A 24,992-nucleotide genomic window follows, 5' to 3' on the forward strand; every position below is an offset into this window, starting at 1 on the left:
TCCTCATCCATCCTTTCCTTGGCAACACCGATTAGCTTCTAGCACGTGTAATGAGCCGAATCGGGGTCCCTTCAAAGCCGAATGATTCCCGTAGCCGGTTTTGCAAGAAGCGCTCATATGAGAAATGCATCAGCTCAGGTTCGTTCACGAAGACGACAAATGTCGGTGGTTGGACCGATACTTGTGTCGTATAGTAAATACGCAGGCGACGGCCTTTGTCAGTTGGAGCAGGATTCCGAGCGACCGCATCTTCAATCACTTCATTCAACACGCTTGATTGTATACGAAGGGCATGATTTTCACTGATCATACGGATTTTATCAAATAGACCGTGCACCCGCTGTTTCGTTTTCGCAGAGACAAAAGCGATGGGCGCATACTCCAGAAACTGGAAATTATCTCGGATATCCGCTACAAAAGCATTCATTGTCTTATCGTCTTTTTCCACTGCATCCCATTTATTGACGACAATCATAACACCTTTCCCTGCCTCTTCCGCATACCCGGCAATCCGCTTGTCTTGCTCGCGGATGCCTTCTTCTCCGTTCAGCACAATGAGGACAACATCGGAGCGTTCAATCGCTCTGAGTGCACGCAGCACACTATACTTCTCTGTGTTCTCATACACTTTCCCCTTTTTACGCATGCCCGCTGTATCGATAATTCTATATTTTTGGTCTTCAAATATATAAGAGGTATCAATGGCATCCGTCGTCGTGCCTGCAACATCACTGACGATAACCCTTTCTTCCCCAAGCAATGCATTAACCAATGAGGATTTGCCGACGTTCGGTCTGCCGATCAATGAAAAACGAATGACATCATCTTCGATTGCATCTGCGTCCGTTGCCGGAAAATTTTTAGCCACCTCATCGAGTAGATCGCCAAGACCCAGTCCGTGGGATCCGGAGATCGGATAGGGATCGCCAAAACCGAGTGAGTAAAAGTCATAAATCATATCCCGCATTTCGGGATTGTCGATTTTATTCACGGCTAGAACGACAGGTTTTTTTGTTTTGTATAAAATTTTAGCGACTTGCTCATCCGCATCTGTAACACCTTCACGGCCATTTGTTAAAAATATGATCACATCCGCTTCATCGATCGCAATTTCTGCCTGCAAACGGATTTGCTCAAGAAAAGGCTCATCGCCGATATCGATTCCTCCTGTATCAATCAGGTTGAAATCGTAGTTAAGCCAATCGGCTGAGCTATAAATACGGTCACGTGTAACCCCCGCAACGTCTTCTACAATCGAGATACGTTCTCCTACGATTCGGTTGAAAATCGTCGACTTTCCGACGTTCGGCCTACCGACGATCGCCACTGTTGGTTTTGTCATCATCATACATCCTTCCAGCTAATTCTTTACATAGTATACAACAGAAAAGCGTAGGGCGCTCGCTTATTATAGGATTGCAGTCTAAGTACGCGACGTCCTGTCGCAACGACTGCATAACCCGCATCGTGCGGGCCTCAGGCATAAGACGAGTCACGGCGTGGCGGTTTTTGCCACAGAGTCGGCTTGACTTATGACCCGAGCATCTAACGCCCGAAGCCTGGACAAACAAAAAAGCCCAGAGCACCCAAAAAAGATGATGGCGCCCGTAGAAGCACCATCATCCTTGTCTGAGCTTTTCAAAGTAAGCAGCTATATTTCATCCAGACTTTCCATTTTCCGTTATTTCGAAAACTTTTTCAGCTGATCGCCAATGACGTCGCTAAAGGAGAAGCCGGATGCTTCTTCTGGCATTTCATATTCGTCGTAAGTATTGTTGTCCTCTTTTTCGACCAAGTCCTTGATGCTTAAAGAGAGACGCTTCTCGTCCGTATTGACATCCAATACTTTAACTTCGATTGTCTGGCCTTCCTGTAACACTTCATGCGGCGTACCGATATGCTGATGGGAGATACGGGAAATATGCACGAGACCTTCAACGCCTGGGAACACTTCCACGAATGCACCATAGGATACGAGTCGCTTGACAGTCCCTGTCAGAACTGATCCTTTCGGTGCCTTTTCCTCGATCCCTTCCCAAGGTCCAGGTAATGTATCTTTGATGGACAATGAAATCCGTTCGGAATCCCGATCGATGGAAAGGACTTTGACATTCACTTTGTCCCCTTCCTTCAAGACGTCCGACACTTTTTCAACATGATCATGTGCCAATTGTGAAATATGGACAAGTCCATCAACGCCACCGATATCTACGAAAGCACCGAATGATGCAAGCCGCTGAACCGTCCCTTCCAGCACTTGACCTTCTGAAAGGTTTGCCAATACCTCTTCTTTTTGTGATTCTTTCTCTTCTTGAATAACCGCGCGATGCGAAAGGATGAGACGATTTTTCTCTTTGTCCATTTCAACGATCTTGAACGTCATCGTCCGTCCTTTATACTCCTCGAACGATTCCACGTAATAATCTTCCACGAGTGATGCAGGAATGAAACCTCTGACACCAAGGTCAACGACTAGTCCACCCTTGACGACGTCTTTTACTTCTGTTTCAATGGTTTCCTTATTGTTGAACTTCTCTTCCAATGCGCCCCATGCATTCTCTGCATCGACTTTCCGCTTTGAAAGCACGTAATTGTCTTCTTCCACTTTCATAATGATGAGTTCAAGCTCATCTCCCTCTGCAACTGCATCTGAAGCTTTCTCGATATGCAGGCTTGACAGTTCACTAATCGGAATCACACCATCAAATGGTGCACCTGAAATTTCAACAGTCACCGATTTATCTTCAATTTTTGTCACTTTTCCAGTGACACGGTCACCCTCGTTGTAGTTGTTTGTTACTTCCAAGTTCATGTCTTCAGTCATTATGTAGTCCTCCTCCATAAAGAATCCTACTTCTATATTATGCGAATCTATTCATAAAAACAAAAATTTACCCTTATTCCAATCATTTATTTTGTTCGATGAGCTTCCGGATTTCCGTCATGATCACTTCCGTCACTTCTTCGGAAGATGCACGCCTTTCTCTGTAAGGCGCAATATCAATCGGTTTCCCGTAGACAACTTTCAATGGTTTGAATAGCTTATAAGGGCCGATGATCGCACAAGGCATGACGACCGCATCACCTTTAAGAGCAAAAAATCCAGCGCCCGCAAGTCCGGGCCCCAATTCTCCTGTCGTGCTTCTCGTCCCTTCCGGAAAGAGACCGACGACTTCACCCGACTTGAGAATTTTTAACACTTTACGGAATGCTTCCCTGTCACTCATCCCCCGTTTTACCGGGAAAGCTTTCACTTTTGGTAGTACTGTTTTCAGTACCGGTACCGAAAACAATTCTTCCTTCGCCATGAAATGGACATCCCTCGGGCAAGCTATACCGACAACCGGCGGGTCAAAATTATCAATATGATTCGTGCATAAAAGAACGCCACCCTCTTTCGGAAAATGGTCTCTGCCGATGACTTTTACCCGGTAGAGCGGTTTAAAGATGACGCTGCATAGAAATTTCCCCAAAGGATATAAATTCATGCGCCCAACCTCTTTTCCGCAAGTTCCCGAATCCGATCGACAACTTCCTCGATGGACAACGCTGTCGTATCCAGTAAGATAGCATCTTCCGCTTGCATTAGTGGAGAAATTTCCCGTTCACTATCCATCCGATCCCGTTCAGAAATTTCCGCCTTCAATCGTTCTAGATCTGTTGCGATTCCACGCTTTTCATTTTCCAAGTGGCGGCGGATCGCTCTTTCTTCAACAGAGGCCGTCATGAAGATTTTCAGCTCGGCATTCGGTAACACAGCTGTCCCGATATCCCGGCCATCCATGACGACGCCCATCCCATCGGCAAGCTGACGTTGCTTATCCACCATCAATTGGCGGACCCCCATATGGAGAGCTACAGCGGAAACGTTTGCAGTCACTTCAGCCGATCGAATTTCTTCAGATACATCCTGTCCATCCACGATGACCGCTTGCCCATCCGATGTCGGGGACAAAATGATATCCGTCTCCTTCAGCAAACGCTCCAGTTCTTCTCCATTCGTCGTATCTATGTTGTAGCGCAATGCTTTGTACGCAAGTGCTCGATACATGGCCCCCGTATCGATATACGTATAGCCTAATTTTTCTGCAATTCTTTTTGCGATTGTACTTTTCCCTGCCGCGGCAGGTCCGTCAATGGCAATCTTAATCTTTCCATTCATTATTCCATCTACCCCCGTAGTCGATTCGACAACATTGTAACATAAAGAAAGAGGAAAAGTCCTATTCACGCAGACTTTTCCCCTTTCCCAATTAGATCAATTTCTATTCAATATTCCTTAACTGTAGCTGTCGCTCGAAACAGAATCGGATGATCGCCTGACGTTCACTCTGACCGATCTCTTCAAATTTCAAAGAAACGATATTCCGTCCATTTTTCTCCCACGTCCTGACGACGGACGCCTCCGCACGAACATATTTAATATCCTGATTGACAAAAGGCAGGACGATGAGCAAGGAGAGAATCTCTCCCTGTTGGAAGTTCTCTTTTTCCGATATCCGGATTGCAATGCCGCCTGCACTCAAATCCTCGGCGACGTATTGACTGTAGAGCCCTTCTTTTTGAATCGCCACATCGATTGCATATTCCACCCGTACAAATTCACGTCTTTGAATTTTGATCAGCTGATCGTCACCTGGATATTTCAACTTCAGCATCGGGATTCCTTTGTTCAATCGACCGATTACCTCTGTCTCAAAGGCATAAGATATTTTTTGGTTATCTGTAAAGGTGATATGCAGTTGGACGCCATCTAAAAAAAATGCCGTTCGTCCTGTCTCGATATGTGTTGGGTAATCAATCATGATAAAATCTCCACCCATGTCGACCACTTTACTTTTAAACTTTTCACTGTCTTTTGTAAAATCCTGATCGATCACAATAATTGTCCCTATCGAAAGTAACATATAAACACCCACCGTCTTTTTCACTACTGCTCTCATTATGTCATGAAAAAGTGGTTTTTCCAATGGTGTTTTTCAAAAGACTTATTCCAATCTTTCCGTTTTGATCACTTCGCCTGTTTCCGTATCAACGATGACTACATAAGTGCCGATTTCACCATGTTCTTCCTTTGTAACAGTCAAATAGTAAGACAAACGTTGTTCAAGCTGGTCATTTTCCACATACGCCAGTTCTTCTTTGACGATATTGACATCCGAATGGAAGTATGTTTTCCAGTCAAACTCACGGATCGGTTGTGAAACCGTTTTTTCTTCGCGGATATATTCGGACGCATCCAATCCAACGATTTCTCCCGTATCTTTCGCCACTTTTAGGTGAATAACATCAGAAAATACTTTTGCCTTGTATTCAGGTTCTACACGGACATAGACGAAATGCCAGGCTGTATGGTTTTCCCTGGATTCTTCATAGACAACATCTGTGTAGCCTGCCTCCTTTAAAAAGGCCTCTGTTTTCCTTTTGATATCTTCAAAAGGCAGACTCTCTTTGCTATGAGGTCTTTCCGATAAATAGGAAAGGACATGTCCCCCTTTTTCCGTAATATCGATATAACCGACCGATTGATTCTCGGCGAAACGGATATGATAAAACGGATAGGGAGCACCCGGTTGGCTCGTTTCGACTCCGATGATTTCATTGGAAACGCCAGGAAACAGTTTTCTAAATCGATCGATTGCTTCCTCACTTGTCACTTTCGGATCTTTTAGATTCTTCAAGTCTTTCTTTTTCATCGAATCCGATTCGCTTGCCGTCAAAGGAAAATCACTTTCGGTATACTGTTTCACCATCGTTCCCATTCCGGCCCAATCATGATCAGATTTAGTCGCGTCTAAATGGCTTTGCCATTCATCCATCGACAAGCGGCCATTCACTAAACCGACTGTTGCCACTTCCCATTCTTCCGCTAAATTACGTAAGTTCTTGGATGCATTGGCCATCACTTTATGGTAATCGCTATGCTCTTTCGCTTGGTCCGCTTCCTTGGCGTAATTTCCAAGCCGTCCGAGATAGTTCATCCATGAGGTAGTGAAACTTTGGTCAAGGGGTAAGGAAGCGACCGAATTTTTGATATCTGCACTCAATCTCCAAATGTCTTCACGAGCTTTGGAAGACCCTTCTGCTTCATTGAACAATAATGTTTTCTGGACCGCCGTTTCCAACTCTTGGAGTTTTTTCGATGCATCCGTCATATTGTTCGCATATTGGTTGCTAAGCGCAATCGAAAGTTTTTCATTGTCAACCGTTTTTCCATAGGCAAAAATCGCTAATACTGCAAATGCATAAACAAGTACAAACAGCGTCTTTTTCATAATTTGGCAAAACTTCTTCGAAATGACAACGATCCGAGAAATTTCGCCTTTCCTCCTTCCGTTGCCCATCCATCATTGCGTATGATGGTGGTCATTAGATGCAAAAAATATGCGCGCCGATTTTCTTAATTTGTTGACGGCTCCAAATCCACTTGCTCGTTGCGGTGATCGGATTAAAATAATAGATGGCATTTTCGGAAGGATCCCAACCGTTAATCGCATCAAGTACAGCCTGTTTAGCACGCTCATTCGGCTCCAACCAAATCTGTCCATCCGCAACAGCGGTGAAGGCAAGCGGTTGGAAAATCACGCCGCCGACAGTATCCGGAAAGTCAGGATGTTCGACCCGATTTAAAATGACTGCGGCTACTGCAACTTGGCCTTCATACGGTTCTCCCCGAGCCTCTCCATAAACCGCATTGGCCATCAGTCTGAGGTCTTGTTCCGAATATTTTCCAGGTAACTGGATGTTTTCTTTCTTACCAGCGCCTTTTGAAACTTGGGATTCTAATGGTTTGTTACCGTATGTGGTAAACTTGTTTCCCTTATTCAAGTTATCTTTGACAAACTTCTCATCGTATTCCGATGCATCAGCCAGCTTCTTTTTTGTTTTGGCTCCTGCAATCCCGTCTACCGGCAAGCCAAATTTTTCTTGGAAGTTGCGCAATGCCCAATAAGTACCATAACCGAATTTCCCATCGATCGTTCCGGTATAATATCCGATGTATTGAAGCCTCGCCTGCAATTCAATTACATCATCACCGTAAGCGCCCCGTGCAATTTCTTGCGAACTGAACGCTCCAATTTTTATTGGTGAAGTGGCATAGGCACTCCCTAGAAGAAGAATGGCTGCCATCAAGCGAATCATCATTTTCTTCAACTTCATTCCTCCTTTTTCTACAGTTTGTCCTAAGTGATGAATTTTATTATGTAAAAAAAAGAAAAGATCCGGCTTTCGCCGGATCGGATCTATTTCATATTCGTGTTAGCTTTGCGTCTGAATTGCTGCATCGCAAACATATGGGCATATTTCACTCGCGTCAAGCTGAACCACCAAAGGAACAACATGAACGGAATGATTAAGTAAAGCCATAAATCGGATACTGTCAAAATGGCATTATAGATGAAGTGCAAGCCGTATGATGCAAGGAACGCCAAAAATAAATAACGGTTAATATCCGCCTCTATGGCAAATTTCGCTTTACCGAAATAATAGCCCATGACCACACCAAATAAGGCATGGCTCGAGACAGGTAATAAGGCGCGGAGAAAAGCCGTGTCCATACCGAAAGAAAGCAAATATATGATATTTTCAACAGTCGCAAAACCGAGCGAGACACTTGCACCATAAAGAATCCCATCATAAGCATCCTCAAATTCGACATGACGATAAATGGCAATCAATAGGATTAGCCATTTAAAAAATTCTTCGATGCCACTGGTGAAGATGACATTCCGTAAAAAGCTATTAGCAAACACATTTTCTTCTTCGAAAACATGCTGGATGAACAGGATCGGAAAAGTCATGATAGCCCCATATAGAAATGTATGGAATAATGTACGTGACGGTTCTTTCGCAATCTGCTTCCGTAAATAGAAATAACTGAAAAGCGCCAATCCCGGTGCAATCGCTACGGTAAGCAAGATGAACATAGATGGCTCCCCCCATTCCGTCTCATTATAACATGAATTTCCTATTATTTGGAGGTAACGTATATGAAGAAAAATATTTTAGTGATCCACACAGGTGGCACCATTTCTATGCAAGTGCATGCGGAAACAGGCGGCGTCATCTTAAGCGAGGCTAATCCTCTGCTGAAGGAAATTGACAAAATCCAACAATTCGCTCATATTACCGAAGTGGAAGCCTTCAATTTACCATCACCTCATATTACTCCCCAAAAGATGCTTATGCTTGTTTCAACGATAAACGAGCAGTTGGCCAATCAGCAATTTGATGGGATTGTCATTACCCATGGCACGGATACGTTGGAAGAAACGGCGTATTTCTTGGAGCTTGCTACGAATTATACCCTTCCCATCGTCTTGACGGGTGCCATGCGATCGTCAAATGAGGTCGGGTCGGATGGTGTTTATAACCTCATGGCGGCAGTCCGGGTCGCCAGTACAGATGAAGCTGGCGAGAAAGGGGTTCTCGTCGTCTTGAACGATGAAATCCATACAGCGACAAGTGTGACAAAGACACATAGTAGCAGCGTGTCCACATTTCAAAGTCCGCAATATGGGCCGATCGGCATCGTTACAAAAACCGCTGTCTATTTTCACCATGCACCTTTATCACGAACTTACCTCCCGATCCGGTCGATCGATAAAAAAGTGGCCATGTTCAAAATCTATGCAGGGATGGAGGGCGAGCTTCTTGAAATGATTCCTGCTCTCGGCTATGACGGAGTCGTGTTGGAAGGGCTTGGTCAAGGGAACGTCCCACCTGCATTGATGACAGTTATTCAAACCCTGTTGGATAAAAAAATCCCGATCGTCCTCGTATCACGCTGTTTTAACGGTGTCGCGGAAGCGAGTTATGCTTATGAAGGTGGCGGGAAAATGCTCCAAAAAATGGGTGTCCGATTTGAACACGGGTTAAGCGGTCAAAAAGCACGGATCAAACTTCTACTTGAACTTTGTGCACAGGAATAAGGTATCGCTCTACTATATCTAGATGGACATTTGAAAAAAGACTACCTATCAAACAGCAACAAACTGTTTGATAGGTAGTCTTATTCATACTGATTAGTGTTGCATACACATCAACTGTTCATTACTTTTTGTCCCGTGATCGCACGGGCGATTTGCTCTCCGTGAAATCTGCCGTTTTCGATAAAAATCTGATTGGCGTTATTCCCCGCCGCAATTACTCCCGCGATATACAGCCCTTCCACATTCGTCTCCATCGTCTCTTCATCAAAAGACGGGATACCGCTCGATGCATCGATATCGATACCGATTTTCCGCAAAAAAGTATGATCCGGATGATAACCGATCATGGCGAAAACATCATCATTTTCAATTTCAAAAGTCTTTCCATCTTTTTCGATGACAACGGTTTTTTCCGTAATTTTCTTCACAGTGGCGTTAAAATGCATATCGATTGCCCCGTTCCTGACAAGGCTATCAAAGCCCGGCAAAATCCACGGCTTTACGCTCGGGGAATAGTCTGCACCACGATAGACGACCGTTACAGCCGCACCCGCACGTTCCAATTCCAATGCGGCGTCTACTGCAGAGTTTTTCCCGCCAATCACGAGGACTTTTTTTCCGAAAAAGGGATGGGCTTCCTTGAAGTAATGATAAACATTCGGTAGCTCTGCCCCTTCCACTTCCAGTTTATTCGGATTGTCGTAGTAGCCTGTCGCAATGACTACATTCGTCGCGCTATATTCTGCTTTATCCGTGATAACACGGAAGCCATCGTTTTCTTTGACGACATTTTCCACCTTTTCGAAACTATTGATATGGATGTTTTTCATCTTTACCACTTCGCGATAATACACAAGCGCATCATTGCGTTTCGGTTTTTCTTTTGCTGTGATGAAAGGGATGTCCCCGATCGATAATTTTATACTGGAACTGAAAAACGTCTGGTGAGTGGGGTAATTATAGATCGAATTGACAATATTCCCTTTTTCAATAACGACTACATTTCGTCCCGTCTTTTGTATTTCGATAGCAGCGGAAAGCCCACATGGCCCGCCACCGACAATGATGACATCTGTTTGAACCATTTTCTAGTTGCACTCCTTTGGTACCGTTTCCGAATAACGGATTGAAATGAAATGACTTTCTGGCGCAGCACCGAACCGTAAGGGCAAGCTCGATGTCCCGTATCCATTGCTGATCAGTTTCGCGCTATCCCCACTGTCCTGGAAAGCCCCTTTCTCCGCTATACCGAAACGGCCAAAACGAATTTGTCCGCCATGCGTATGCCCGGCAAGCAAGAGACGCGGCTTATACAAGGGCTCGATTTTCCGGAACAAGGAAGGTGTATGCGTCACAACAATGACTCGCTCATACTTATCAATATAACGGAGAGCTGCGGCAATATCGACATTTTGGCTTGATGGATCATCGGTTCCGCAAATCCCCCATGTAGGATGGCCTGGAATCACTGTATTTTCATTATCTAAAATTCTTCCGCCATGCCGGGCAAGAATCGCTCTTATTTCTTGTTCCCCAACTTCGCGGTCATTATTTCCCCATACATAATAGATTGGACCGAGAAGCGATAAGTTTCGGACATTCCGATCAATTTTTGACAGCGGAACCCCTCGTTCGGCAAGATCCCCGCCAATAATGACCAAATCGATTGCTAATCCATTCCGGACTTTTTCTAACAGTTTTTCATCAATCTTACGATGGTGGATGTCAGAAATGAAAAACACATTGAGTTGTTTTTCATTATCATCGCTCACTTGACGATCATCGATTTCGTGCATGATGACATTCCGTTGCCGCGCATAAACAAACATAAAACCAAGCAACCCGATCAGAATCGAAGATGCTATTCCTACTATTTTCGTTAACGTAACGAAACCCACCTTCCATTGAACGATAGCATAGGGCGCCTGTTTAGACGCCTGAAGTCTAGCCGAGAAAAAGGCAAAGCAAGCTACTTTGCCCTTTTACAAGGTTGTGTCATCCATCAAGGGATCGATAGTTTCTGTCCCACTCTGATTTCATTCGAAGCCAGCCCGTTCGCGCGTCTAATCTTTTCGATATCCGCCTCTGAACCAGAGCCGTAATGTTTCAACGCTATCCGATACAGATTTTCACCGTTGGCCACAATATGCGTTTTGGCAGACGTTTTTTGTTCGGTTTCGACTTCCTGCTTCTTTTCAGGTGTCGGATTGACATTCACAACCGGTTTCTTTTCAGCTTTCTCTTCAGATTTCTCTTCTACTTTTGGTGCGGTCGTTTTCCCCTGATCCTGCTTGGCAACCGTCCCCGTATCAACCTTATTTGTATCCTTGTCTGTATCCTTGTTTGATTCTTTGCTCGCTTCATCTTCCTTTTTCACTGAAGCGGCATCCGACTTTTCATTGTCATTCTTATTGTTGATTTCGTAAATAGACCCGGAGTTTTCTTTTTCTACTTTTGCTTTGGTACTATCTTCCGGTAAATAGAAATCTGAAAGAAAGTATACTAAGATGAGAACTGGAATAAGTGTGAATAGACCAAGAATCACATTGATCAATAGATGGCCCGATTTCTTTTTTGGTTTTCGGCCTTTTCTATGCAATTCGGCACGAGATGGAAGGTTGCCGGCATCGTGACTATCGTCTAAACTGATTTCCTTCCGATGTTCCTCGAATTCAGTTTTATAATCATCCTTTTTCATCGCTACATTCTCCTATCACATCGTGCTGTCCTTTCATTATGACGAATTTTGTCTTAAAAATCAAATACGCCTTTGTATATAATTAGTGGCTTGTTTCTAGTCTTTCCGCCTATACGCTCAATGCCGGCATTGTTATTATTGACTGGAACGAGCCGTTTCCCCATCAATCTGTCTCTCTAGTAAAAGGCCCAACCTCTCCTCCCAGCGCATAAGCGTTTTGGTAGAATCGGGCATTTCAAGGCCTTTTTTCAGCAACGGCTGCGCATGATCGCAATTCGAACAGCAAAATTCCGGTTGCCATGTCTTCCTTTCCCCAAAATACGCTAGCAATTGTTCACGGACGCATTGTTCTGCATGGACAATCCGGACCATCTGCTCCAATTGGTGCTCTTTATCGCGAATTAATTCACGCATTTGGGCAATGACTTCCTCGAGTGACATCCGCTCTCGATAATAGTCTATGATACGCTTTCCCGTTTCGCTTATCCGGGCCCATTCTGCCGCTTCGTCCGCCTGCTTATTTTCTCCCAGTAACTTTTCATAGTATCGGATTTCTTCTTCTTGTGGAATATCGTCCTGCATAATGAAACGCGTTTTGGTGATATCCTCCGGCGCGTGCAATAACGTGACGACAGACTGTTCTCCATCCCGCCCAGCCCTTCCCACTTCTTGCACATAGCCCGCAATCATGGCCGGTATATGCTCATGGATCACTTGACGGATATCGTCTTTATGTATACCCATTCCGAATGCATTTGTCGCACAAATCCAACTCAGTTCTCCGTTAATGAATTGCTCTTGGATGAACGCCCGGTCTTCCTGGCCTTTTCCTGCATGATAGGCAGCCGTCGCAATCCCAGCTTCTTGTAAAATTTCGGCTAGCGCATCCGCCCGTTTACGTGATGAAACATAGATGATTCCCGGGCCCGTCGTGGACAGGAGCCTCGCTTTGATCCATTCTGTTTTCGCGGCATCATTATCGACTTGGAGCATGTTATAAGAAATATTCGGTCGATCTACGGATTCCCGATGAACGACAGGTGAATTCAGTTGCAAATAGGAGCGAATATCATTCGTCACTTTATCGTCCGCTGTCGCCGTCAACGCGAGAATTGCCGGTCGCTTCAATCCCTGAAAGAATGTCCCGATCCTCAAATAATCCGGGCGGAAATCGAATCCCCATTGAGAAACGCAATGGGCTTCATCCACGACAATCAGCGCCAAATCGATCGCGCGTAGTTGTTGCAACACCTGATGGCGCCCTAACATTTCTGGGGAGATGAATATGAATTTGTATTTCGCCAAATCACCGAGAAGCCGATTTTTCTCCCTATGGGAAAGAAATGAATTCAAGGCGACGACTCTCTTTTCACCGTTTTTTTTCATGATGGCCACTTGATCTTCCATAAGGGCAACGAGTGGTGATATGATCAATACCGTACCATTCAACAAATAGGCGGGCAGTTGGTAGCATAAGGATTTCCCCATTCCTGTCGGCAAGATGGCGATCGTATCATTCCCCGCGAGGACATGGCGGATGACCGCTTCCTGTCCCGCTCTGAACTGCTCAAAACCGAATCGGTCTTTTAATACTTTGTATAGGTCCATCACCGATTTCCTCCTGTCCGAGCCCCGAGAATAAGTCGAAGTTGAAAATAAGACAATGTACTGAATTCGGATTTAAGAATCCGCAGCCTCCTTGTCCCTAGTTCATTCACTTTCGCGATTACATCGGCAGCATGTTCTTCTGACACAAATTGGGTAAGCGGGAATTGTGGATCATTGATGGACATTTCCACGAAATGATCTTCGATTGTACTACACTTCAAGTTACGGGCTTCCGCTATCTCCTCCAATGACATTCCGCGTTCAAACAGCTGTTTCGTCTTCACGGAAGAATCGGTCAAATAACTCGTTACTTTAACATCTGCAGCAACTTTCCGTAAAAAAGGAAAATCGTCGGACTTATGAATGACCGTCAGCAACCTATGTAAACTTTCTATAAATAGTAGACGTATGTCAAACGAATTTCGTTTCAATTGATCAGCCAACTGATCCCATGTCCATCCCGTCATCCGAAAACCGCTTAAGCGGTGTGTCAAAATCGTTTTTTGCAGTTCGTCCATCCCGCTTTGCACAATACTCCGTTTCAGTTCATTTGCAATACTTTGCGCAAATTGTGGCTCACTGATCGGCTGCTTCACAAGAAGGGCCTTCACAAAATCTTGAATGGCCTGTTCTTTTTGAATAGGCATAAACGATCTTTCACCAGCTCCAATATTCGAAACGGTTTGCACAATGAGCGACAACCGCTCAAAAAACATCCATTCTCTTCCTCTATAATCCCAACCGTTAAATTGACAGGAAGGGCATTGATCCACTCTTATTCTTCCTTTTTCTGTCACAAACGCAAGTGCATCTTCATTTTTCGCTAGATATCCCGCTTGTTCCAATTGCCGAACTGCTTCTTCAAATTGTTCCATCGATAATTTGGGCAAAATCCCAAAAAACGACTTGACTCCATAATATTCGACGTCTTGCAATGTTTGGCCGGAACGCTTTCCACGGAGCAGATGGTAACCTGCGTAAATCGTACGTTCCCCATCCATTTTATTGACGATTGTTAAAAGTATTGTAGAAAGATCCATCAGGCAATCCCCCGTTTACTAGATGTTTTTGTTGAAAGTTACGGATAATATCATTAGAATGGAGTATGAAGTAAATTGTTTGCACGGAGAAAAGAGGAGAGAAAGAGTATGCCTAAATATACAATCGTCGATCAGGATACATGTATCGCTTGCGGAGCATGCGGTGCGGCTGCCCCAGATATTTATGATTACGACGACGAAGGAATCGCTTATGTTATTTTAGATGATAACATGGGTAACACGGAAGTTCCAGAAGAACTCATGGAAGACCTTGAAGATGCATTCGACGGCTGCCCAACCGATTCGATTAAAATCGCGGATGCCCCATTTGAGGGTGACCCGCTAAAATACGAAGACTGATAAACAAAAGCGCAAGCACCTTGGTCAAGGGCGACAGGCATAAGACGGACCGACTGTGAGGCGCTTTTTGCCTCACAGTCGGGCTGACTTATGACCCGAGCAGCCTAGACGATAAGAATGACCGTTCCGACGATGTGGGGCGGTTTTTCTTATTTTCTTATTGAAAAAAGCACATGTACCATTTCTGGTGACATGTGCTTCTATATTTAAGCCATCAATTGTGTGCGTTGTTGGGTAATCCATTTTTTCATGCTGTTGAATAACAAGACCGTAATGATCATCAGCATGATTCCTTTGATCAAGTTAAAAGGTAGTACACCTAATACGATATAGGTTGTCAATTCATTGCCTACCATTGCAGGGAAATTCATGAAATACGTGTACATCGGCAAAAATACAAAATAGTTCAATACCGTCATACCAATAGCCATCGCTGCCGTTCCTGCAACCAGCCCCATCGTCAGCCCTTTAGCCGTCTGGAACTTATTGAAGATGAAATAGATCGGCATGATGAAAAGAATACCTGTGGCCAAGTTTGCCATTTCGCCAACTGGCACACCAGTCGGACTCCCCGACAAAAACCAGTGCATAACGTTTTTAATGAGTTCGACACCGATGCCGGCAACAGGTCCCATTGTCATGACTGCCAATACCGCCGGAATTTCTCCGAAATCGATTTTCAAGAATGATGGTAATGCCGGCAATGGAAAATTGAACTGCATCAGCACAGTACCAATACTTCCAAGGATCGCGATGAGGATCATCCTCCGCAATTTGTTGTTCTGCATTTGTTCCTCTCTCCTTTTGCGATTCACTTCACAAAGAGGAAAGGCCGTTCCGTCATCATGTGTCTAACAAAAAATCCCCAAAGCTAAACAAGCTTCAGGGAAAGAAAGGTATCTTTAAAAAAATGTACTAAAAAGAGATGGCTATCTCTGTTTTAATCCACATTTAAATAAGCACTCTTTTTTCGTAATCAACACAAAAAAGACGGCCGCACCTTCACCTTCTCCCATCCAGACTATACTGTCGGCTCCGGAATCTCACCGGAATCAGCTGTTAAGCTCGCGGGCTAAGAAGATAGTCTTCCATTTCCGCCGGTCGGGAATCTCACCCTGCCCCGAAGATGAATCAATATTTTTTTATTCTATTACAATTCGATTATATACGAAAAGAAGTGCCTTGTAAACAAGATTGTTTACAAGGCACTTTTTTCATCCTGGGAAAGGGATCGGGTTGGGGCCGAGCGGTTCCGGTAATGCGGTTGTCAAATCATATTTGCCAAAATGTGTTTGAACGCTATTTTTCAAGCGGACTTGCTGATCGTAATTGCTTGCGGTCAACATGAAGCCCTCGATCATCGCGTTCGCTTCATCTGGTGCGAGCGCATTTAAGTCAAGGGGACGGTCAAAAGTGATGACAGCCACCCCATTCTCTTCCTGCACTTTATAGGTGACGTCTGAAGGCACGACTGTTTCCACGATATCATTGTGGACATCTTTCATAGCCAACAGAGCTTGCTCCACCGTGTCCGTCGTTTCCGCATTATACGGTATGAGATAGATTTGTCCGGAAGGCATGACATATTTGTAATATGGTAGCGGGCTCTTCCCGGCCTCTATATTCCTGACAGTCGTTTTTCCTACTTGATCAAAATTCGCCAACTCCCCACGCTCATCGACTGTTTTAAATTGAGCATGATCCATAAACGTATCCTGGATAGAGTGATTATAGACCTCTAGCGTTGCTGAAGACCGATCATACATATGACCTTCCGGCACTTGATGGACGACTGTATCGCCCTCCAATGTCACTTCACCAACATAAGGATGATAGTCATCGAATCCGAAATCTGTTTCAGGGATTTCAGCTGCATATCGATGATAAAGGGCAACGCTATCTGGTTCTCCATCCGGAAAATCAGTCTTCACCCGCTCGTCGGTTAGAAGGAATGTCACCGGGATGCTAATGGCCGCTTGTGTCAAACCGATTCGAAACGGGTACATGCCATTCAGATCATCGGGAAGCACAACATAGCTTGTTGTATCCATCTGAATTGCGGAAAACGTAGAAGCATCTTCCTTTTCCATTTTACTTCTGAATAAAGCAGTCTCCTCACCGGCATGATCCTGCACGGGAATGTCCGCCCGTTCACTCGTCGTCATTGCATCCGATGACTCTTTCGACGACATTGCCCCATCCTGCTGGCGGAGCATAGATGGGACAAGTATCCCAATCATGAGCAAGGCGGCGACTGCGACCAATACAGGCATCCATCCCTTTCGTTTTTTCCTTCGGGGAACTTGCTGTAGCCGTTCGTCTTGCTTTAAGCGCGCTAAAATATCGGACTCCGATCGCTTATCTTGAACATCGGGCATGGCGCCAAGGAGTTCTTCAATCTTGTTGTCATTCCACTCATTATCAGCCATTTCATCCCCCCCTTTCTACCATCCGAGCATTCAATTTCTTTTGTAGCGACTTGATGGCGCGATGTTGCGTCGTTTTCACTTTGCCTTCTGTCCAGCCGAGGATGTCTGCTGTTTCTGCAATAGACAAGTCTTGGAAATAACGCATAATGATGACCATCTTTTGATCTCCCGTACAAGTGTTCAATGCTTGTAATAGTTCTTTCATGTCCTCGCTAAGCGTCACTAGCTCTTCCGGCAAGGTTCCAGTCGAAACGAGCTCACTTGTTTCCCAATCGAATTTATCAAAAAGATGCTTTTTACGAACTGCATTTTTTCTAAAATGATCAATCGCCACATTTTTCGCAATTGAAAAAAGCCATGTCTTTTCGGAACTTTTCCCTTCAAAACCGGCATATGCACGCAGCACCCTCACATACACTTCATGCATGAGATCTTCAGCGTGATCACGGTCTCTCGTCAAATAGATAAGAAACTTGAACACATCTTGGTGGTACTGTTCATAAAGCCGATGGAAAACGGAGTCGTCCATGAAATCCCCCCGTTCAATAAATTAGTCGTTATTCAAGCTAAATAGTTACAATTTTTTAAGTGGAAGTATACAACTGAATTTCGTACCGCAAACTTCCCCTCTGGCAGCTGTAATCGTTCCGCCATGGGAGTCGATAATATTCTTGGCGATGGCAAGCCCTAAGCCTGTTCCGCCTTTTCCTCTTGTTCTCGCTTTATCCGCCTTGTAGAATCGTTCGAAAATATAAGGTAAATCTTCCACGGGAATGCCCACTCCGGTATCCGTCACATTGATTTCAACCGCGTCAGCATATTTTTCAACACGCAAGGTGACGTGTCCCCCTTCTTGTGTGTGACGAATCGCATTGTCAATCAGATTCGTAAATACTTGCTCCAACCGATCCTCATCGACATGCATCATTATTTGTTCATCTTCTGGAAATTCATAGGCCAATTCCACATGCGCATCACGTGCCACTTGCATGAATTTGTTAACAATCCTGCTAAGGAACGGAATGACCGACAAATCTTCCTTATACAGCCGCATATGTCCCGATTCCATCCTTGCTAGATCTAGTAAATCCGTCACGAGCCTACCCATCCGCTTCGATTCATCATGAATGATTTGGATCATTTCATTCCGTTCTTCGTCATTCGCCGTGACTCCATCGATAATGGCTTCACTATAACCTTGTAGCATGGAAATCGGCGTCCTGAGCTCATGGGAAACGTTTGCGATGAAATCGGATCGCAGCTTCTCCAGCTTATGCTGGTCCGTCATATCTCGCAACACAGCGACCGCTCCACGGATACTGTTCCCGCTATACAAAGGACTGATGGATATGGCATAGAACTGACCGCCCAATTCCAATTCATCCTCCACTTCCTCTGCAAATGTAATGACATGTTCAAGCATATGGAAGATTTCTGGAGGAATCGGATTCCGATCTTCCTTCGCCCCGCTTTTAAAGTACCAGTTTTGCAACAGTCGCTCCGCCTGCGGATTGCTTAGCAAAATCGTGTAATCCCTGTTGAAAGTGATAACCGCGTCTGTCATCGAGGTCAAAATGCTCGACAGCTGTTCTTTGTCTTGACTGATCAACTCGACATGATACTTCAATTGTCTGCCCATCTGATTGAAGGCTGTAGCAAGCTGTCCGATTTCATCGTTTTGCTGGACAGGCAACTTGGTATCGAAATTGCCTTTTGATAATTCAAATGCCGCCCGTTTCATATCACGTAACGGAGAAGTAATGCGTGTCGATAAAAAGAAAGCAAAAATCGTCGTTAAAATAAAAGCGATAAATGCAGATAAAAATACGATATGCGTCGTTCTTTTCGTCGTACGATGGATCGCTTCCAAACTTTGATAAATTACAACAGTGCCCTGTATATTCGCATCGGCCGCAAATGGGTAGGAGATAACGATGAATTGTTCCATCACACCTTCTTCCGTAATGGACGGCAGAATCATCTCTTTCAACACCGGGCTTTGTTTTTTCAACGGCGGAAACAACATCGAGTCATTCAAAATTTTCTTTTCAATCCGTTCTTGATTCAGTCCACTATGAAATGCATATTTCACTTCTTCATCTTCTCCGATAATCATCGCATTCGTCTCGTTATCGAGGATATCATTGATGATCACCTGCAAAGATGACTCGTCTTTATGATCGAGCACTAATTTCCCAATGATCGCTGCTTCCCGGCGCAGTGAGTCCTCCGCCTGGTTCGTATGGAAATTATCCAAAAATTCAAGGAGCAACGCCGTGACAATAAATAGAACAAAGGAAACGAGAAGCAATATGGTTGCCCATAGCTTCCCGACGATTGAATTCCATATTCTATTCATTCGGGACCTCGAATTTGTACCCGACGCCCCAAACGGTCACGATCATCTTGGCGGCACGATCGGAAACACGGCTCAGCTTTTCGCGTAACCGTTTCACATGTGTATCCACCGTCCGTAAGTCACCAAAAAACTCATAATGCCATACTTCTTTCAATAGTTGCTCCCTATCAAATACTTTGTCGGGAGATTTTGCAAGAAAATAGAGCAATTCATATTCTTTCGGTGTCAAATTCACTTCTTTTCCTTCAGCGGTCACACGATGCGCATCATGATCGATCGTCAACTGTGGGAAAACAACCAAATCCTTCGAAGTTGATGCGGCGGCGGCTCCTGGGAAAGCAACCGATCTTCGAAGAATGGCTTTCACCCGCAGGACCACTTCACGCGGACTAAACGGTTTCACGATATAATCATCCGCGCCCGTCTCAAAACCGGTCACCCGATCTGATTCCTCCCCTTTAGCAGTCAACAGAATGACAGGTGTCATGATTTTCTTATCTCTCAGTTCTTGCAAAGCTTCAAGCCCATCCATCTCCGGCATCATCAAGTCAAGCAAAATACAGTCGTAGTGGTTGGCGAGCGCTTTTTCAACCGCTTCCTTCCCATCAACTGCTTCATCGATTTCATAGCCTTCACGCGTCAAATACATATTTAAGAGACGGCGGATTCTGTCTTCGTCATCCACCACTAATAGCGTTACTTTTTCTTCCACAACTCTAGCTCCTTTCCACTTGCTTCTATTTCCATTGTACAAGTCGTTGTTCAAAAAGGAAACCGAAAAGCGATTACGGCCCATCTAGACGTGACAATCTTAAGACGAAACTACCAATTAAGTGAACAAAAAAACTGTACGGCGCTTTAAACAACAACCGTACAGTTCGTATTTAAGCCCAGGCTTCAAGCGCTGTTCTACTTATGCATATGAATGCAAGCCGGCGATAATCAGGTTCACCGCTATCAGGTTAAACATGATGATGATAAAACCGATAACCGCAAGCCATGCAGATTTTTCGCCTTCCCAACCGCGTGATAGACGCAAATGGAGGAATGCGGCGTAAAATAACCAAGTGATGAGTGCCCATACTTCTTTCGGGTCCCAGCCCCAGAACCTTGACCAAGCTTCATGTGCCCAGATCATGGCAAATATAAGCGCTCCTAATGAGAAGACTGGGAAGCCGATAAGGACAGAGCGATAGCCAATTTCGTCCATCAGCTGAGAATTCGCCTTTTTCGCAAATGGCTGGAACAATGCGGCAACCGGTCGGCGAATGATCAATCTCAAAATCAAATACAAGATAATTCCTGTTAGTACCGACCAAACAAATGTCGTCATCGTTTTCGCATTGACGACGGCCGGCATTTCAGCCCAAGGCGTCATTGCATCCGGTGTCAATGCTTCATACTGATGCATTCCGAATAACGGTGGATTATTGTACTCGATCGTTGCCGGTTGATCATTTTTATCGATGTAGTTGAATTGTGCTTCATATCCCGTCAGTTTGAAGAACGTTGAAGACAATACAAAACCAACAACGAGAACAAGCGTAAACATAACCGCCTCCAACCAGAAGCTTTGTTTCGATTTCTTTGTCAAATCCACATGTTTCAATAAGATTACAAGTCCTGCAACCGCACTGATCGCAAGAATCGCTTCACCGAGTGCAGCTGTGATGACATGAATCGTCAACCAATGGCTTACGAGTGCTGGAATAAGCGGCGTGATTTCCCTTGGAAACATGCTGGCATAGCCGATGATGATAATCGCGATCGGCAATGCGAATAAGCCAAGTGAGGGCGTCCGATACAAGTAAAACAGCAAAATGAATGCACCGACGAGCATCATGCCAAATGCAGTCATAAACTCAAACATATTACTGACCGGGGCATGTCCCGAGGCCATCCATCGTGTGATGAAATAGCCTAGATGGGTGATGAATCCAATGATGGTAATGATAATCCCGATTTTGCCTGATCGATTATTCTTATAAGATGCTTCCGATTTTGCCCCTTTTACCGCACCGCCAAAAAATAGCGTAGCGACAAGGTAAGCGATAAATGAAACCAAAAGCAAATTGGCGCTTAACGATGCAAGATCCATTATGCTTGTACCCCTTCCTTATCTTCCGAGTTGGATTCCTTGTCCTGCCTGTCTTCATAGGCTGGCAACTGTGCAAAGTCTTTCACTTGATCCAGTTCTTTTTTCAAGGAGAACCAGTTTTTATTCGTGTGACCGGCTAGGAGAAGTTCGTTGTCCAAACCTTTTTGAATCCAGATTCGTCTATGGTTCCAGTAGGATCCTTGGGCAACACCGATCATGAAAATGATGCCTCCCAGAAGCAGGATATATAAAGTTTTGTCCTTCCGTATGGTCAGACCCGAAATATCCCGTGTCTCTGCACCGACGAAATTGACTTTATACTCATTGACTTCCGTCTCAAGCGTTTGACGGATGGCGACGAAGCTCATCTCTCCTTCCGGCTTGTCCGGTGTCACCATTTTAAAGATGAATGCGGGATTGTTCGGAATCGGTGATTTCGATATCGGTTCACCGTTTTCAATGCCATCATAATCCGGATAATAATCGCTCAATGTGACTGTTGCACCATCTTCAAGCTCATATGTCCGCGCTGGATTTATCAAATCCACTGTAAATTCGCCAAATGAGCGATCTGTCGCTTTTTCAGTCAATTTGAACGTCATCGATTTTAATTCGTCCAGACGGTAATCCATCTGAAATACATTGTAACCGTCAAATTTCAACGGCTTATTGACGATGATAGAATAGTCTTTGACAAATTCAAGATCTTGAGTCCCGGTAAGTTCCCCTTTCGGCTTTTGATAAAGCGCCACATCAGTCTGGTAATTTTTAGGTATTTGACCGACTCGATCAAGCGCCTCTCCGAACACTTCGTCCGCTTCCTCTTTCGTATAGTTTTCAAGTATGAAATCCTTACTCTCCAAATAATACCCTTCGGCACCTGGGATCGAACGCATTTCACCTTCACGGATCCACATCGTTTCATCAACATAGAAACCGGGTACACCACGAAGCAAGACGCCTAATAGGACAATGATCAGACCTGTATGGTTAACATAAGGACCCCATCTGGAGAACCGTCCTTTTTCCGCAAGGATCGCACCGTCTTCCACTTTGACATTGTAGCGGAGTTCTTTCAATTTCTTTTCCGCCTTGAATAGCGCATCATCCGGATTTTCAATAGTACCTTCCCCGTAGATCCGTTGCTTTTTCATAAAGGAAGAATGCCGTTTCGTCCGTTGCTTCTTCAAGGATTTGTAAAGTGGGATGACACGGTCTACACTGGCGATGATGATGGACGTACCGAGCATCCCGATCAGTGTGATGAACCACCAGCTATTGTACATGTCATGGAAACCAAGATTATAATAGATTTTACCGACAATTCCGTAGAGTCGTTCATAATAGGCTGCGTATTCAGCTTCATTTGCCATATTCGATACAGGTACATATAATTTCTGTGGAAAAATGGTTCCGATTGCCGATGTCACTAAAACAGCGACAATGATGCTAATCCCGATTTTGACGCTTGAAAAGAAATTCCAGATTTTATCGATGATCGACCGTTTATACGTTTGTGACCTTCTTGCCGATCCTTCATAACGCATATCAACGAGCTTACTTTCTTTCGCCTCTTCGGTTAGCGGCCTTCCACATCGCTCACAGAGCACTGTACCGAATGGGTTGTCATGACCGCACTGGCATTTGATTTTGCTCATATTGCTTGTTCTCCTTCATTAAGGCTGAATGCTCTCCATATATGAGATGATTTCATCCTCAGTCATTTCCCTCGTAATGATCTGTTCAATTTTCCCGTCTTTATTGATCAAAACCGTTGTCGGAAGCGGCACGACATTATAAGCTTCCATAACAGACTTATCCTTGTCGATCGCGATCGGGAATGTCAAACCGTACTGATCTCTAAACGTTTCAACTTTCAATTGCGATTCCTGTATGTTGACCGCTAAAATATGGACGCCCTTATCTTCAAAAGCTTGATGTTGGTTTTCCATATACGGCATTTCTTTTTTACACGGTGCACACCATGTGCCCCAGAAATTCAGGAAAACGCCTTCGCCTTTATAATCGGACAAGCGATGTTTATTTCCCTCTAAATCGATAAGTTCAAAGTTAGGTGCCTTATCACCGACAGCTAACACTTTCACGGTATCTTTTGAGGCAATCGTATAGACAACCGCTGACACGAGCAGTAACAAAACAATTGTCCTTGTTACGAGACGCAAGTTTTTGTTCTTCTTTTTGACCAAGTTCATTTCCTCCTGACAATAAGATCAATTACGCCTCGGCGTAATTGCGTCCAGATTTTGAATTACGAAACGAACAGCGAAGGGTTCGATTTGCCTTAATTTCTGCGTTTTTTGCAGAAATTAAGGCACTTAGATAAGCGCAATTCAAAATCTGTGACATCCGCCGGAGGCTTTAACTTGATTCAGCCGGGGTTTGAACCCCCACTGAATTGAATGCATGTCTAGCATTTATCCCATCACTCATGAATGTAGGGGACTTCTGTAGCTGAAGCAAGTTAATTCACCCTACATTATACCAAACCGGTATGGGTACCCACACATGAGAAATGAAAGGATTGTGAACGTTTCGCCATTTAAATAATGATGTGAGGCGCTTACGAATCCGGCTCAGCCAATCTTTCCTGTTTGCGCTAACACCCGTAGTTGTTTCACTTCATGGGTCGTCAATTCCCGTGATTCGCCTGCATTCAATCCGTGTGTCGTCAACATGGCAAAAGATTCCCGGCGCAGCTTCTGAACGGGACAGCCAATTGCGTCGAACATGCGGCGTACTTGACGGTTCTTCCCTTCATGGATCGTAATTTCGATCAGCGCTGTCCCTGTCTTCTTATCGACTGTCCGCATTTTCACCTGTGCAGGAGCCGTTTTGCCATCTTCCAAATCGATGCCACGTTCCAGTTTTTTGAGCGCTTCCCGATTCGGAATGCCTTTAACTTTCGCGACATACTTTTTCTTAATGCCGAATTTCGGATGCGTCATCAGATAGGAGAAATCTCCATCATTGGTCATGATGATGATACCCGATGTATCATAGTCCAAGCGCCCGACTGGGAAGATTCTCTCTTCAACGTGTGGGAATAGGTCCAGCACCGTTTTTCGACCTTTTTCATCATCCACTGTCGATATGACTCCTCTAGGCTTATATAAAAGATAGTAAACATATGATTCCTTTACAAGTTCAACGCCTTCCACTTCCACCCGATCCGCATTGGATACTTTTGTACCAAGTTCGGTCACGACGACACCGTTGACTTTTACTTTTCCATCTAAAATGAGCGCCTCTGATTTTCTTCGTGATGCGACACCTGCTTGTGCCAACACCTTTTGTAATCTTTCCAACTGTTTCACCCCGTCCTTCATTCTGTAAAAAAAGTATGTCATACTTTGAGGCAAATGAAAAGAAGACTGTCCTTTTTCGGAGGCAGTCTTCTTGAAATTGACACATTTGCATGCATTTTGTCGAAAGTTGTTGTTCTATAC

Annotated in this window: 24 protein-coding genes and 1 riboswitch; of the genes, 2 read left to right on the forward strand and 22 right to left on the reverse strand. The window is 44.5% G+C overall.

Features of this window, described 5'->3' with window-relative positions:
• Positions 1 to 31 precede the first annotated feature (31 nt).
• From der to prsW, 8 genes are all read right to left on the reverse strand, one after another.
• The gene (der, locus tag ACFPRA_RS05195) at positions 32 to 1,342 is read right to left on the reverse strand and encodes a ribosome biogenesis GTPase Der (protein WP_381431433.1); all 1,311 of its coding nucleotides are present in this window, start codon (positions 1,340 to 1,342) and stop codon (positions 32 to 34) included.
• Positions 1,343 to 1,681: 339 nt separating this feature from the next.
• The gene (gene rpsA, locus ACFPRA_RS05200; RefSeq protein ID WP_381431436.1) at positions 1,682 to 2,824 is read right to left on the reverse strand and encodes a 30S ribosomal protein S1; all 1,143 of its coding nucleotides are present in this window, start codon (positions 2,822 to 2,824) and stop codon (positions 1,682 to 1,684) included.
• 82 nt (positions 2,825 to 2,906) lie between these two features.
• Complete coding sequence (locus ACFPRA_RS05205) at positions 2,907 to 3,488, reverse strand: lysophospholipid acyltransferase family protein (protein WP_381431438.1); 582 nt, start codon at positions 3,486 to 3,488, stop codon at positions 2,907 to 2,909.
• A complete protein-coding gene (cmk, locus tag ACFPRA_RS05210) occupies positions 3,485 to 4,162 on the reverse strand; it encodes a (d)CMP kinase (RefSeq protein WP_381431440.1) in 678 nt (225 codons plus the stop codon). Before cmk ends, ACFPRA_RS05205 begins: the two co-directional genes overlap by 4 nt.
• Positions 4,163 to 4,265: 103 nt before the next feature.
• On the reverse strand, positions 4,266 to 4,907 hold the full coding sequence (locus ACFPRA_RS05215; protein WP_381431441.1) for a flagellar brake protein: 642 nt from the start codon (positions 4,905 to 4,907) through the stop codon (positions 4,266 to 4,268).
• Between the two features lie 81 nt (positions 4,908 to 4,988).
• The gene (locus tag ACFPRA_RS05220; RefSeq protein WP_381431443.1) at positions 4,989 to 6,275 is read right to left on the reverse strand and encodes a PepSY1/2 domain-containing protein; all 1,287 of its coding nucleotides are present in this window, start codon (positions 6,273 to 6,275) and stop codon (positions 4,989 to 4,991) included.
• 94 nt (positions 6,276 to 6,369) lie between these two features.
• Positions 6,370 to 7,131 carry a spore cortex-lytic enzyme gene (gene sleB / locus ACFPRA_RS05225; protein WP_381434736.1) on the reverse strand — a complete coding sequence of 254 codons (762 nt, stop codon included), beginning with the start codon at positions 7,129 to 7,131 and terminating at the stop codon, positions 6,370 to 6,372.
• A gap of 113 nt (positions 7,132 to 7,244) precedes the next feature.
• The gene (gene prsW, locus ACFPRA_RS05230; protein ID WP_381431445.1) at positions 7,245 to 7,928 is read right to left on the reverse strand and encodes a glutamic-type intramembrane protease PrsW; all 684 of its coding nucleotides are present in this window, start codon (positions 7,926 to 7,928) and stop codon (positions 7,245 to 7,247) included.
• 63 nt (positions 7,929 to 7,991) lie between these two features.
• On the opposite strand from prsW, the gene ACFPRA_RS05235 reads away from it, so the two are divergent.
• Entirely contained in the window at positions 7,992 to 8,933 is a 942-nt protein-coding gene (locus ACFPRA_RS05235) for an asparaginase (protein ID WP_381431447.1), read from the forward strand.
• A gap of 110 nt (positions 8,934 to 9,043) precedes the next feature.
• On the opposite strand, the gene ACFPRA_RS05240 is transcribed toward ACFPRA_RS05235, so the two are convergent.
• From ACFPRA_RS05240 to ACFPRA_RS05260, 5 genes are all read right to left on the reverse strand, one after another.
• Entirely contained in the window at positions 9,044 to 10,018 is a 975-nt protein-coding gene (locus ACFPRA_RS05240) for a YpdA family putative bacillithiol disulfide reductase (protein WP_381431449.1), read from the reverse strand.
• A 3-nt stretch (positions 10,019 to 10,021) separates the two neighbouring features.
• On the reverse strand, positions 10,022 to 10,831 hold the full coding sequence (locus ACFPRA_RS05245) for a metallophosphoesterase (RefSeq protein ID WP_381431451.1): 810 nt from the start codon (positions 10,829 to 10,831) through the stop codon (positions 10,022 to 10,024).
• A gap of 104 nt (positions 10,832 to 10,935) precedes the next feature.
• Complete coding sequence (locus tag ACFPRA_RS05250; RefSeq protein ID WP_381431453.1) at positions 10,936 to 11,631, reverse strand: LysM peptidoglycan-binding domain-containing protein; 696 nt, start codon at positions 11,629 to 11,631, stop codon at positions 10,936 to 10,938.
• A 135-nt stretch (positions 11,632 to 11,766) separates the two neighbouring features.
• Complete coding sequence (locus tag ACFPRA_RS05255) at positions 11,767 to 13,239, reverse strand: RecQ family ATP-dependent DNA helicase (RefSeq protein WP_381431455.1); 1,473 nt, start codon at positions 13,237 to 13,239, stop codon at positions 11,767 to 11,769.
• Positions 13,239 to 14,279, reverse strand: coding sequence for a YpbB family protein (locus ACFPRA_RS05260; protein WP_381431457.1), 1,041 nt, complete (start codon positions 14,277 to 14,279; stop codon positions 13,239 to 13,241). The genes ACFPRA_RS05255 and ACFPRA_RS05260 overlap by 1 nt, the downstream gene beginning before the upstream one ends.
• A 108-nt stretch (positions 14,280 to 14,387) precedes the next feature.
• Here ACFPRA_RS05260 and ACFPRA_RS05265 point away from each other — a divergent pair, with 108 nt between their 5' ends.
• Positions 14,388 to 14,639: a ferredoxin gene (locus tag ACFPRA_RS05265; RefSeq protein WP_239388660.1), complete on the forward strand. Its 252-nt coding sequence runs from the start codon at positions 14,388 to 14,390 to the stop codon at positions 14,637 to 14,639.
• 206 nt (positions 14,640 to 14,845) lie between these two features.
• Here the strand turns inward: ACFPRA_RS05265 and ACFPRA_RS05270 are convergent, their stop codons facing one another.
• The 9 genes from ACFPRA_RS05270 to ACFPRA_RS05310 form a co-directional block, all read right to left on the reverse strand.
• Positions 14,846 to 15,427 carry an ECF transporter S component gene (locus ACFPRA_RS05270; RefSeq protein WP_381431460.1) on the reverse strand — a complete coding sequence of 194 codons (582 nt, stop codon included), beginning with the start codon at positions 15,425 to 15,427 and terminating at the stop codon, positions 14,846 to 14,848.
• A gap of 212 nt (positions 15,428 to 15,639) precedes the next feature.
• Positions 15,640 to 15,771: riboswitch (FMN riboswitch) on the reverse strand.
• 82 nt (positions 15,772 to 15,853) lie between these two features.
• Positions 15,854 to 17,068 (reverse strand): Clp protease/crotonase-like domain-containing protein, encoded by a 1,215-nt coding sequence (locus ACFPRA_RS05275; RefSeq protein ID WP_381431462.1) that lies wholly within the window; start codon positions 17,066 to 17,068, stop codon positions 15,854 to 15,856.
• 1 nt (position 17,069) lies between these two features.
• Positions 17,070 to 17,597 carry an RNA polymerase sigma factor SigX gene (gene sigX / locus ACFPRA_RS05280; protein ID WP_381431464.1) on the reverse strand — a complete coding sequence of 176 codons (528 nt, stop codon included), beginning with the start codon at positions 17,595 to 17,597 and terminating at the stop codon, positions 17,070 to 17,072.
• A gap of 45 nt (positions 17,598 to 17,642) precedes the next feature.
• Complete coding sequence (locus ACFPRA_RS05285) at positions 17,643 to 19,427, reverse strand: ATP-binding protein (protein WP_381431466.1); 1,785 nt, start codon at positions 19,425 to 19,427, stop codon at positions 17,643 to 17,645.
• A complete protein-coding gene (locus ACFPRA_RS05290; RefSeq protein ID WP_381431468.1) occupies positions 19,420 to 20,139 on the reverse strand; it encodes a response regulator transcription factor in 720 nt (239 codons plus the stop codon). Before ACFPRA_RS05290 ends, ACFPRA_RS05285 begins: the two co-directional genes overlap by 8 nt.
• Positions 20,140 to 20,340: 201 nt before the next feature.
• Positions 20,341 to 21,525, reverse strand: coding sequence for a c-type cytochrome biogenesis protein CcsB (ccsB, locus tag ACFPRA_RS05295; RefSeq protein WP_381431470.1), 1,185 nt, complete (start codon positions 21,523 to 21,525; stop codon positions 20,341 to 20,343).
• Entirely contained in the window at positions 21,525 to 23,183 is a 1,659-nt protein-coding gene (resB, locus tag ACFPRA_RS05300; RefSeq protein WP_381431472.1) for a cytochrome c biogenesis protein ResB, read from the reverse strand. Before resB ends, ccsB begins: the two co-directional genes overlap by 1 nt.
• A gap of 18 nt (positions 23,184 to 23,201) precedes the next feature.
• Positions 23,202 to 23,738 carry a thiol-disulfide oxidoreductase ResA gene (gene resA / locus ACFPRA_RS05305; protein WP_381431474.1) on the reverse strand — a complete coding sequence of 179 codons (537 nt, stop codon included), beginning with the start codon at positions 23,736 to 23,738 and terminating at the stop codon, positions 23,202 to 23,204.
• A gap of 381 nt (positions 23,739 to 24,119) precedes the next feature.
• Positions 24,120 to 24,851 (reverse strand): pseudouridine synthase, encoded by a 732-nt coding sequence (locus ACFPRA_RS05310; RefSeq protein WP_381431476.1) that lies wholly within the window; start codon positions 24,849 to 24,851, stop codon positions 24,120 to 24,122.
• Between the last annotated feature and the right edge of the window lie 141 nt (positions 24,852 to 24,992).

Source organism: Sporosarcina soli, assembly GCF_042655805.1.
GTDB classification, from domain to species: domain Bacteria; phylum Bacillota; class Bacilli; order Bacillales_A; family Planococcaceae; genus Sporosarcina; species Sporosarcina soli.

Coding starts and splice junctions, on each gene's coding strand:
- der (WP_381431433.1), bottom strand. CDS start 1,342: ATGACAAAACCAACAGTGGCGATCGTCGGTAGGCCGAACGTCGGAAAG.
- rpsA (WP_381431436.1), bottom strand. CDS start 2,824: ATGACTGAAGACATGAACTTGGAAGTAACAAACAACTACAACGAGGGT.
- ACFPRA_RS05205 (WP_381431438.1), bottom strand. CDS start 3,488: ATGAATTTATATCCTTTGGGGAAATTTCTATGCAGCGTCATCTTTAAA.
- cmk (WP_381431440.1), bottom strand. CDS start 4,162: ATGAATGGAAAGATTAAGATTGCCATTGACGGACCTGCCGCGGCAGGG.
- ACFPRA_RS05215 (WP_381431441.1), bottom strand. CDS start 4,907: ATGTTACTTTCGATAGGGACAATTATTGTGATCGATCAGGATTTTACA.
- ACFPRA_RS05220 (WP_381431443.1), bottom strand. CDS start 6,275: ATGAAAAAGACGCTGTTTGTACTTGTTTATGCATTTGCAGTATTAGCG.
- sleB (WP_381434736.1), bottom strand. CDS start 7,131: ATGGCAGCCATTCTTCTTCTAGGGAGTGCCTATGCCACTTCACCAATA.
- prsW (WP_381431445.1), bottom strand. CDS start 7,928: ATGTTCATCTTGCTTACCGTAGCGATTGCACCGGGATTGGCGCTTTTC.
- ACFPRA_RS05235 (WP_381431447.1), top strand. CDS start 7,992: ATGAAGAAAAATATTTTAGTGATCCACACAGGTGGCACCATTTCTATG.
- ACFPRA_RS05240 (WP_381431449.1), bottom strand. CDS start 10,018: ATGGTTCAAACAGATGTCATCATTGTCGGTGGCGGGCCATGTGGGCTT.
- ACFPRA_RS05250 (WP_381431453.1), bottom strand. CDS start 11,631: ATGAAAAAGGATGATTATAAAACTGAATTCGAGGAACATCGGAAGGAA.
- ACFPRA_RS05255 (WP_381431455.1), bottom strand. CDS start 13,239: ATGGACCTATACAAAGTATTAAAAGACCGATTCGGTTTTGAGCAGTTC.
- ACFPRA_RS05260 (WP_381431457.1), bottom strand. CDS start 14,279: ATGGATCTTTCTACAATACTTTTAACAATCGTCAATAAAATGGATGGG.
- ACFPRA_RS05265 (WP_239388660.1), top strand. CDS start 14,388: ATGCCTAAATATACAATCGTCGATCAGGATACATGTATCGCTTGCGGA.
- ACFPRA_RS05270 (WP_381431460.1), bottom strand. CDS start 15,427: ATGCAGAACAACAAATTGCGGAGGATGATCCTCATCGCGATCCTTGGA.
- ACFPRA_RS05275 (WP_381431462.1), bottom strand. CDS start 17,068: ATGGCTGATAATGAGTGGAATGACAACAAGATTGAAGAACTCCTTGGC.
- sigX (WP_381431464.1), bottom strand. CDS start 17,597: ATGGACGACTCCGTTTTCCATCGGCTTTATGAACAGTACCACCAAGAT.
- ACFPRA_RS05285 (WP_381431466.1), bottom strand. CDS start 19,427: ATGAATAGAATATGGAATTCAATCGTCGGGAAGCTATGGGCAACCATA.
- ccsB (WP_381431470.1), bottom strand. CDS start 21,525: ATGGATCTTGCATCGTTAAGCGCCAATTTGCTTTTGGTTTCATTTATC.
- resB (WP_381431472.1), bottom strand. CDS start 23,183: ATGAGCAAAATCAAATGCCAGTGCGGTCATGACAACCCATTCGGTACA.
- resA (WP_381431474.1), bottom strand. CDS start 23,738: ATGAACTTGGTCAAAAAGAAGAACAAAAACTTGCGTCTCGTAACAAGG.